This window comes from Mesorhizobium sp. M4A.F.Ca.ET.050.02.1.1 (assembly GCF_003997725.1).
GTDB lineage: Bacteria > Pseudomonadota > Alphaproteobacteria > Rhizobiales > Rhizobiaceae > Mesorhizobium.
Window position 1 is genome coordinate 1 of record NZ_RZSG01000146.1, and the last position, 10,281, is coordinate 10,281.

At 62.0% G+C, this 10,281-nt stretch carries 6 protein-coding genes; 4 read left to right on the top strand and 2 right to left on the bottom strand.

The window, feature by feature from the left end:
- Positions 1-1,740 (bottom strand): glycosyltransferase (locus tag EOA33_RS12685; protein ID WP_127405782.1); only part of this gene is annotated, 1,740 nt, incomplete at its 3' end.
- 219 nt (positions 1,741-1,959) lie between these two features.
- Positions 1,960-3,732 (bottom strand): adenylate/guanylate cyclase domain-containing protein, encoded by a 1,773-nt coding sequence (locus EOA33_RS12690; protein WP_127405783.1) that lies wholly within the window; start codon positions 3,730-3,732, stop codon positions 1,960-1,962.
- 241 nt (positions 3,733-3,973) lie between these two features.
- Here EOA33_RS12690 and EOA33_RS12695 point away from each other — a divergent pair, with 241 nt between their 5' ends.
- From EOA33_RS12695 to EOA33_RS12710, 4 genes are all read left to right on the top strand, one after another.
- Positions 3,974-7,273, top strand: coding sequence for an adenylate/guanylate cyclase domain-containing protein (locus EOA33_RS12695; protein ID WP_189375475.1), 3,300 nt, complete (start codon positions 3,974-3,976; stop codon positions 7,271-7,273).
- Between the two features lie 19 nt (positions 7,274-7,292).
- Entirely contained in the window at positions 7,293-7,973 is a 681-nt protein-coding gene (locus EOA33_RS12700) for a redoxin domain-containing protein (protein ID WP_127405784.1), read from the top strand.
- A 482-nt stretch (positions 7,974-8,455) separates the two neighbouring features.
- Positions 8,456-9,451, top strand: coding sequence for a GlxA family transcriptional regulator (locus EOA33_RS12705; RefSeq protein WP_348628233.1), 996 nt, complete (start codon positions 8,456-8,458; stop codon positions 9,449-9,451).
- Positions 9,452-9,847: 396 nt separating this feature from the next.
- On the top strand, positions 9,848-10,281 hold a 434-nt coding region (locus EOA33_RS12710; RefSeq protein WP_190234267.1), incomplete at its 3' end, for a BCCT family transporter.

Genomic DNA, 10,281 nt, shown 5'->3' on the forward strand with positions numbered 1-10,281 from the left:
ATCCAGTACGCCGAACTCAACATTCGGCTGATCGCTGCATCGCGCGCCCGCCCGCTCGATGGCTATGGCGGAGATGTCAGTTGCGGTCAAACGGCCCACACGCGGCGCCAGCTGCCGCGTGAAGTGGCCCTCCGCGCAGGCCAGCTCAAGCGCCCGTCCGATGGGACCGGCAGGAAGGATTTCGAGCTGCCGCTCATATTTTTCCTGCTCATAGCGCGAACCGTAGCTCCAGGGATCCTCGGTCGCGAAATAGCTATTCCAGAACGCCGTGCGATCACTCCTATCCGTGGTCCGTGCTCGGCGCGGCGTTGCAGGAGGTTCTGCGGGTTCGGCGCTCGACCGAACCAGCTCCAGCGCTTCCGCGGCCAATTGCGCGAGTTTGCCGAAGTGGCTGTCCGGATCAGACCGGCGTTCCGCTGTGGATAATGCCTCGGCACTGTCTGAAAGCCGGTCAGGGGGCAGGATGTCCAGGATCAATTCGATCCAATGATCCGTTGTCACTGTTCCGAGTACGCCGAACTGCACGACAGCGTCGATCTGGCCATCCATGATCAGATGGGCATAGATTTGATCGGTTCCTTCCGGCAGTTCGGTCGAGGTCGGATTTCGAGCGTCGACGCGAAGTCCAAGTGTCCGCGCCAGACTGCGCGGCGCGGCAAGATCGTCGGCCTCGAGAAGCATCTGCTCAAGGTGATACTGGACGCGGCGAGCCGCGGCGGCATTGTCCCAGACCTTGCCGAGTCCGATAATCAACTCAGTAATAGCGCCGCCGAACCTGTCCCACCTGGCAGCCAATTGCGCCGGCACCGACAGGCTCCCTACCATAAGGCCATCGACGGCCACCCTGGCGATCTCACGCGCCCACTTACGTGCTACCGGAAGCGCGCGCAGGGACTGCGGGTCGATCGGGAGCGAGCTTCGGCCGCAATCCGACGCGGTGTTCCACAACGCGAACCATGCGAGGGCTTCGGAGGCGGAGCAGCCGTTCGCTTCTATCGCACCATTGGCGTGAGCCGCTGCCGGGTCTTTGACCCTGGAATCAGGAGAAAAGCCGCGGGCGATCACGATTCCCGCATCTGCCAGCATCTGCGTCGAATCGCGGGAGAGCGAGTTGGGGCTGATCCGATAGAAAGCGAGCGGCTCGTCGACCATTACCCAATTTTTGCCCAGGCGTGCGAGGCGCTGCCACAGATCCCAGTCCTCGCAGGTGCGCAGCGACACATCGAAACCGCCCAACTCGACAATTGTCTCCCGGTCGACCAGCAGCGCGTGAGTACAGACGGCACACTGGCGGGCGAATGTTTCGAAGGGCTGGATCGCGACCTCGGTTGAGATGCTCGACGGGGTGAGTTCGCCATCGGGCATCACACGCCGAGAACCGCAATAGACGGCCGCCGCATCGGCAGCGGTTTCCAGTGCGGCCAGCATTTTCGCAAGGAAGCTGGCATCCACCCAATCGTCCGCATCCAGAAACATGAGCCAGTGGCCGCGCGCTGTCGAAATCCCGCTATTGCGCGCGGCGGCGGCGCTATACGCGCACGACCTCAACGTCCGAAATCGGGCATCGCGCTGCACATAGCCGGCGATGATCGAGGGGGTGCGGTCTGTGGAGGCGTCGTCGACGATGATCGCCTCCCAATCCGCCATTTGCTGATCGAGAAGGCAATCGAGCGCGCGCGCCAGCGTCGCCTCCGCGTTGTGCGCAGGCACCACGATTGAAACCAAGGGGTCATGCGCCACGCCGTCTTACCCGCGCCTGGTTCGAGGGGAGAACAAGGGTTCCGAAACGTAGCCGGCGATTTCCTGGTTCATCGAGCTTTGGTTTTCTTCGGCAAGAGTCGGCTGTCAAAAACGGATGATGGCATCGGATGGCAGTACTGCTCTGTCAAGATCGGCGCGATCCAGAAACAGGCAAAAAGGATCGACCGCAGCTCAAGGCCCGCCCGCTGACTCACCCTGTCATTGCACGATACCGGCTTTGCGGAGCCCGTCCACCGCGACTTCGAAATCGGCAGGGTTCTTGTAGGGCAAGACTTTGCGACGGTATTCCAGCGAATAGTCGGGATTGACGCGAAGCACCTCCTCCCATGCCGCGCGGGCCTCGGCGAAACGGCCCAGATGGCCGTAGCAGGCGGCTAGAAGCGCGCGCGAGACGTCGGTGACGGCGTTGCGAGCCAGCCGTTGCATCAAAAGGTCAACGGCCTCTTCGTACCTCCCTAATTGAAACTGGGCCAAAGCCTGGAAGTGCAGAAGCACGTCCGGAAAGTAGGGATTCAAGGTCTTCCCCCGGGCGAAACTCTCGAGGGCCTCCTCGGATCTGCCCGAATAGTACAGCGCCTCGCCGAGGATGACGTGCCCTTCGGCGAAGTTCGGATTGAGGACTATCGCGCGCTCGGCCTCGTTGATGGCGCCGTCGTGCCGTCGAGTGTACAGCTTGGTTATAGCCAGCGCCCAGTGCGCCCAGGGATTGCTGCCATCCAGCGTTACCGCTTGCGTTGCGACCTCTTCCGCTTGCGCCATCGATTCCGACGGCGACGCACTCCACCTGTTCAGGTAATCGAGTCCGTGCGTGAGGGCGAGGAAAGCGTGGGCAGAGGCAAACGTCGGGTCCAGTTCGATGGCACGTTGCAGGAGGTCGCGGGCTGCGATGTTCGTCTCCCTCGTCAGCCGGTGCCACAGTTCCCGGCCCCGCAGGAAATAGTCATACGCCTCCGTGTCGCGCGAGTGCTCGGGCGCCAGCCGCTGACGGTCACCCTCAGTCAGATTGAGCGCCAGCGCACCGACGATCTGCTGCGTCACGTCGTCCTGCACGGCGAATATGTCGGTCAGGTCGCGGTCGAACCGCTCCGCCCAAAGATGGCCGCCCGTAGTTGCATCGATGAGCTGTGCGGTGATGCGCACCCTGTTCCCCGACTTGCGTACGCTGCCCTCAAGCACATGCCGCACGCCGAGCTTCGCGCCCACCTCCTGCACACGGACGTTCTGGCCCTTGAAGGTGAACGACGAATTGCGGGCGATGACGAAGAGCTGCGACAGTTTGGACAGCGCCGTGATGATGTCTTCAGATATGCCATCGGCGAAGTAGTCCTGTTCGGCGTCCCCGCTCATGTTGGCGAACGGCAGGACGGCGATCGACAGCTTCGGCGGCGCTGCCGTCGTCGGCCGGCTCGTCGCGGTTTCCGAGGCCGCGGCCGCCTTGGTCGCGGCGCTGCCGACTTGCAGCGAATAGACCCTGATCGGCTCGGCGATGTTCTTGAGCTGCGTGCTCCCGAGATCGCTGACCGAGAGGTCGAGCCTCGCCTTGACCTGGCGATAGGCATCCTCGGACAGGCAGATAGCGCCGGGCGACGCGACGCCCTCCAAACGCGAGGCGATGTTGACGCCGTCGCCCATCAGGTCGCCGTCACTTTCTTCCACCACATCCCCCAGATGGATGCCGATCCTGAACTCGATGCGACGGTCCTGCGGCACGCCGGCATTGCGTTCAACCATACCATTTTGAACCTCAACGGCGCAGCGCACGGCATCCACCACACTGCGGAACTCAACCAGCGCCCCATCCCCGGTGCGCTTGATCACCCGCCCGTTGTGCACTGCGATGGTGGGATCGATCAGGTCGCTGCGCAGTGTCCGCAATCTTGCCAAAGTAAGATCTTCGTCCGCGCTCGCGAGCCGGCTATATCCGACCACATCTGCAGCCAGGATTGCCGCTAGCTTACGATTCTCGCTCATGGTCCGTCTCCTCATCTCCACGATAGCAGGAAGAAGGAGGGCAAGAGGGAACTTTCGCAAACGATGGCTACCCAGCGGTCCGGATCGGCAGCGCTCTGCCACAGGGTCCACACGGGTCGCTCGACGCCCATTTGCGCTGCCGCTTGCTGGTCGACGGCTATCGGTTCATGCTTGTGAATACCGTGACCGTGAAGCGCTAAGCGAGATCACGCCGTCACGGCCGCAAGTGAGGTCTTGCTCCATGGAGTGCTCAGGCTGCGGTTTCGAGGTTGAGGGCGGTTTCGCTTTCTGTCCGAAGTGTGGCAGGCGCCAGCCCGTGCCATGCGCCGGTTGCGGCTACCTCTGCGCACCTGATTTCGAGTTCTGTCCGAAATGTGGGGCAAGCCTCGGCGCGCCGGCAAAGGCCGCCGAACGGCCGGCTCCGACACCAAGCCGGACGATTGAGCCGCCTTCTCGAACTCCGTCGCTGCTTGCGAACATCGAGAGCGAAGAACGGCTGCATCCCGTCTCTGACGCCGATCGCCGGACGGTAACGGTCCTGTTCGCCGACCTTTGCGGCTTCACGACACTCAGCGAGCAGCTCGACCCCGAGGTCATGCAAACGCTGCAGAACGAACTGTTCAAGGAATTGACAGCGGCCGTGCGAAACTTTGGTGGTTTCGTGGACAAATTCATCGGCGATGCACTGCTCGCTTTGTTCGGTGCACCGGTCGCGCACGAGGACGATCCGGAACGTGCGCTCCGCGCCGCTCTCGACATGATCGCCCGGACGGCACGGCTCGGCGAACGCACCTCCCACTCCGGCTCGCCTCTGTTACTCCACATCGGCATAAACACCGGTCCGGTCGTTACTGGAGGATTGGGCATCGGCGCCGCCAAATCCTATTCGGTGACCGGAGACACAGTGAATACGGCGCAACGCCTGCAATCGCTGGCCGCACCGGGTGAGGTGCTGGTCGGCGAGCTCACTCACAGGCTGACCCGGCATGCCTTCTCTTACGAGTCGCTGGGGGATGTCGTGCTTCGCGGCAAGGCTGGCAGTGTGCTCGTCCATCGACTGGATGCACCGCTTACGGCGCCGCGTGCGGCGCGCGGGCTCGAGGTGCTCGGCCTCAGTGCGCCGATAATAGGTCGCGGTGCGGAGCTGAATAGAATGCTGGCGAGCCTCGACCAGGCGTGCGGCGGCTCGGCCCAACTTGTCCGCCTCGTCGGAGAAGCCGGTATCGGGAAATCGCGGCTGGTGAAGGAGTTCGTCGCCCGCGTCGGCGACGAGGATCGTTTTCGCAACGTCGCCGTGCGGCAGGCCACTTGCTCACCGCTGGGCGAACAATCATTTGGCGCCTTGGGCGCAGTGGTGCGCAGCGCTGCCGGGATGATGCAAAACGACAGCGGGGACGAAATGCGGGGCAAGCTCGCGGGCTTGCTTACCGATCTCGGCCTGCAGGGCGAGGAGGCGAAGCGGCTGATGCCTTTGCTCTACCATGTGCTTGGCCTTGGCGACCCCGATGCCACCCTGCAGCATGTCGAGCCCGAGCAGTTGCGGCGGCAAATTCTCTACGCGGTCCGCACCATCATCGAACGGCGGCTTGCGTTGTCGCCGCTGTTGATTGTCGTCGAGGACCTGCACTGGGCCGACGCCGCGTCGCTCGAGGCACTGCGTTTCGTGATGGACAGGTTGGAACGTACGCGGTTGATGTTGCTGGTCACGCATCGTCCGGCGCCGGACAACGACCAGCTCGACTCAAGTCGGGTCAGTCACACAGCGCTCCGGCTTTCGCCGCTCAACAGTAGTGACGGACGCAGCCTGCTGGCGGCCCTTTTCGGCGAGAGCTGGGTAAGCTCCGCAGGCGGGCTTGTCGACCAGATCCTCGAGCGCGCGGGTGGCAACCCGCTTTTTGTCGAGGAGATCGTTCGCGGCCTTATCGATGGCGGTGTCCTGATGCGCGAGGGCCAGCGATGGCGGACCGTGGCAGGCGAAGTCGCAACCGGCATTCCCGCCACTATCCAGGCAATGTTGCTTGCCCGCGTCGACCGGCTGCCCCCGGAGGTGCGCCGGTTGGCCCAGGAAGCCGCGGTAATCGGCCCGCGCTTCGATGCCACACTTCTGAAAGCGGTGACAGCCGACCCCGGCCGGTTGGAGGCAGGCTGCGAATTGCTTTGCGATGCGGAAATCATCGAGGAGGTTGCAGGATCAGGCTCGGTCTCGTCGCAAAGCTACCGCTTTACGCAAACATTGCTGCAGGACGTGATCTACCAGAACCTGCTCCTGCAACGCCGGACCGATATCCACGGGCGGGTCGGTACCGCCTTGGAGCAACTGTGCGGCGACAAGCCGGAACGGCTCGAGGATTTGACCGCGCTCGGTCATCATTTCGCACAGAGCGCCGAGCGGGAGAGGGGGGCGCATTACCTGCAGGCGGCGGGCGATCGCGCTCGCATGATATACGCCAACGACGACGCGCTTCGTCTCTACGAGCGAGCACTGACTGCGTTGGGCGCGATCGGGCAAACACCGCTCAAACTGGCAATTCAAGAGCGCACTGCCGATTTGAGCGGCCCGCTAGGCCGCCGCGAAATCGCGCACCGCCACTACGAGACGGTCTTGCAGGCATACCGCGAATCCACCGATCGTGTCGCTTCGGCGCGCGTTTTGCGCAAGATCGGGCGGCTGTTCTGGGATGTCGGCAAGCGGGACAACGCGGAATCCCGCTATGCTGAAGCGGCAGCGCTCCTCGATGGAGCTGATGCCCCGATCGAGCAGGCGCATCTCTGGCAAGAACGTGGCCGACAGGCGTTCCGTAGCGGAGATCACGCTCTCGCCGCAAAATGGGCGGACGCGGCGCTGGATTGCGTAAGCACTCTGACAACGGAGCATGTTTCCGAAGGAGGGGCTGACGCCACTCTCGTGACCGCCGAGGCACTTAATACCAAGGCTGTTGCACTGGCTCGCCTTGGACGAAACCGCGAAGCCGTTGGCCTGGTTGAACGTAGCATTGAATTGGCCGAAGCCGCCGGTCTACCCGGCGCGGCGTGCCGCGGCTACACCAATCTCGGCGTGCTTTACACGACCATCGATCCCGCAAAGGCAATCGAGGTCTGTCGGCGCGGTCTTGAAGTGGCGCGCCATATTGGTGATTTGGGTTTCCAGGCGCGCCTCCTCGCCAATCTCGCGGTTGCTTGCTGCACTTTCACGGATCGCTGTCCAACGGAGGGCGTGCCTGCTGCCGAGAAGGCCATCGAGATCGACCGGGCGCTCGACCAGCGCGAGCACCTGCCGGTGCCGTTAATCGTGCTTGGGCAGATCCACCAGTGCAATGGCCGTCCGGAACTGGCGGTTGGGTTGTTCCACGAAGCACTGGACGTAGCCCGCGAAACGGGCGAGCCCCAACTGCTGTTTCCGTGCTATGATGGTCTTGCAACGCTTAGTCTCGACCTCGACAATCTGGCCGAGGCCGAACGCTACTTTTCCCTGGCGCAGGGCATATGCGCCCAGCACGGGCTCGACCCGGAAGCGCTTGTGGTGCTGCCTTTTCTCGACTAGCCGGGGTGGGAGGTTGGAAATGGCCGCGCGTATTGACTTGATACCGCTTCAGCCGGGCGACCGAGCGCCGAACCTGGTACTCGACGCCATTACCCAGGAAGGCAAGATCGCGCTTGACGACTTTCGCGGACAAAAACCGGTGTTGGTCGGCCTGTTTCGAGGTCTGCACTGTGCGTTTTGCCGGCGCCATATTGCCGCCCAGGCGCGGCTTGATCCGGAGCTGCGCGAAAAGGGTGTGGGGAGCCTGACGGTGGTCAATACGCCGATCGAGCGGGCGCGTCTCTATTTCCGCTACCACCCGATGCCGAATCTGCTTGCGGCCTCCGACCCTGAACGCGCTTCACATCGTGCTTTTGGATTGCCCAATCTCGAATTCACCCAAGACGAGACGAACTGGCCGTACAAGGTCTCGATGGCAGCGGTAAAGGATATGAGGATCGACATACCAGGCGAGTTGCCCGGTCCCATGGATCCTATCGCAGCCGGCGAAATCCTTGGCAAAAAGGACCACTACGAAATGACCGAAGCCGACGAGCAGATGATGGCAACGGGACACGGACAACTGGTCGGTCAGTTCCTGCTGGATCGCCAGGGGATCGTCCGCTGGAGCTTCACGGAGGTTCCAGAGGGCGGGCGATACATGTTTGCGGCGCCAAGCCCCCAGGAGCTGATGTCAGCCGTGTCCCAAGTCGCCCAATAGATTTGTAGATGGCTCCGTATCGTGGGGTCGCTGCCACAGCACCCCTTCCAATCGTCAGCATGCCGTCAATGGCGGCGGGAGCCATTCCACACCATCCGACCGCAGGAAAGACTGCAATGAACCAGTTGAGGCGTCAAAGAGGGGGAGGGGTCACCCTATTGCTCATGACACAGCTTTCAAATCACTCTTCGTCCTGGTTATTGGGTTCGCCAGGACCATATGAGAGGGTTCGATGGAAACGGATTGGCGAACAATCCGCTAACGTATTGATTTCATATAGGAAACGTTGACCCGCCGGGCCCACCACTCCAAGGTTTCTATTTCGCAGGGTCGATCTGCTCTCGCCGTGGTGCGGTTTCCGGTACGCTCTCCCAGCCGCTTAAGAGCCGGAGTCTACGCAATGGTGACAAGCAAAAAAATTCTGTCGTCGATGGCGCATTCACGACATCCGGTTCGCGACACGGACGTTAGTCACAGTGAACATGTCTGAACATCCGATCAAGCGCTCGCTCGTCTTCTTTCTGGTGCCGGATTTCACCATGGTCGCCTTTGCGACTGCGCTGGAGCCGATCCGCATCGCCAACCGGATGCTCGGCTACGAAGCCTATAAGTGGCGGCTGGCTAGTATCGACGGGCGGCCCGTGCCCGCTTCGAGCGGCGTGCTGTGTGCGGTCAACACCTCGTTGCAGGACGAGCGGCGGATGCTGGCTGGCCCCGACAGGCCATCGATGGTCATCGTCTGCACCGGCATCAACGTCGAGCGTTATTCGAACAAATCTGCCTTGGCCTGGTTGCGCGAGGAACATGCTCGCGGCGTTGCGATCGGCGGCCTCTGCACCGGCGCCCATGTGCTGGCGGCTGCCGGGTTGCTCGCCGGCAAACGCTGCGCCATCCATTGGGAAAACCTGCCAGGCTTCGCCGAGGCATTTCCGAACGCGCATGTGTTTGCCGACCTCTTTGAGGTCGATCACGACATCTACACATGCGCCGGCGGCACGGCCGCTCTTGACATGATGTTGAAGCTGATCGGCGATGATTTTGATGAATCCCTGGTCAGTCGCGTCTGTGAGCAGGTGCTGACCGATCGGGTGCGCGGCGCAAGCGATGGCCAGCGACTGCCTTTGCGAGCGCGGCTCGGCATTCAGAATTCGAAAGTGCTGACCATAATCGAACTGATGGACGCTAACCCGTCCGACCCAATATCCGTGGGCGATATTGCCAAGCAAGTCGGACTGTCGCGACGGCAGATCGAGCGTCTTTTCCGCGATGAGATGGGGCGCTCGCCCGCCCGTTATTATTTGGAGATACGCCTCGAGCGTGCACGACATATGCTGATCCAGTCATCCGTGCCGATAGTCGAGGTGGCCACCGCATGCGGCTTCATTTCAGCGTCGCATTTTTCCAAATGCTACCGCGAACTCTACGCCCAAACGCCGCAGCAGGAACGATTGGAGAGGAAATACCCCGCCGCCTCATAGGCGTCATCAATTTTGTCGCTTCCACGACTGGTTCGGCCAGGTAGCCGGGCGAGCGTCTACTGGCGCCGCGCTTGGACAGCGACCAATCCGACTGGCTCGACATAGGATTTCGCAGAGCGCCGCAGCATGGCCTGCCTTTGCCCGGGTAGGCTCTTCCCTACCCGGGATCTACCGATTCCCCACCGACCCGCCAGATTCCTCCCATCCTTCCCTGCCCACCCTTTCTACCCTGACGGGTGTGGTGGAGGAGGGTCAAATCCGACACTTCGAAACGGCGCCAACGGCGAACGCTTCACGTTCGTCGTCCGCGACCTTGGTCTCGCAGGAGGTCGGGTCTTTGACGTCCAAGGGGAGTTTTTTAGGAACTGGTTTCGAAATTGATTTGGGAGGTCACGCATGTCGACTACAAGCAGGTTACGGGGCATAGATACGGCGGTATTCTGGCCGGCCCTAACCATAACAGCCGCGTTCATCTTATGGGGAGCCACTGCCCCGGATAGCCTCGCCTCCGTGACGAACGCCACGCTCGCGGCGATCATCAATGGTTTCGGATGGGGCTTTGTTGTCTCGACGGCTATGTTTCTGGTCTTTGCCGGGTTCCTGGCGATCAGCCGTTTCGGCAAGATCCGACTTGGAGCCGACGACGAGTTGCCGGAATTCACTACCGTTTCGTGGGTGTGCATGATGTTCAGCGTCGGCATGGGCATCGGACTGATGTTCTGGGGGGTTGCCGAGCCGGTCTTCCATTTTGGCGCGCCGCCTCACGGGCTGGCCGCCCCGCAGTCCAAGGAAGCTGCACTGATCGCAATGGAATATGCCTATTTTCATTG

Coding starts and splice junctions, on each gene's coding strand:
- EOA33_RS12705 (WP_348628233.1), top strand. CDS start 8,456: ATGTCTGAACATCCGATCAAGCGCTCGCTCGTCTTCTTTCTGGTGCCG.
- EOA33_RS12695 (WP_189375475.1), top strand. CDS start 3,974: ATGGAGTGCTCAGGCTGCGGTTTCGAGGTTGAGGGCGGTTTCGCTTTC.
- EOA33_RS12690 (WP_127405783.1), bottom strand. CDS start 3,732: ATGAGCGAGAATCGTAAGCTAGCGGCAATCCTGGCTGCAGATGTGGTC.
- EOA33_RS12700 (WP_127405784.1), top strand. CDS start 7,293: ATGGCCGCGCGTATTGACTTGATACCGCTTCAGCCGGGCGACCGAGCG.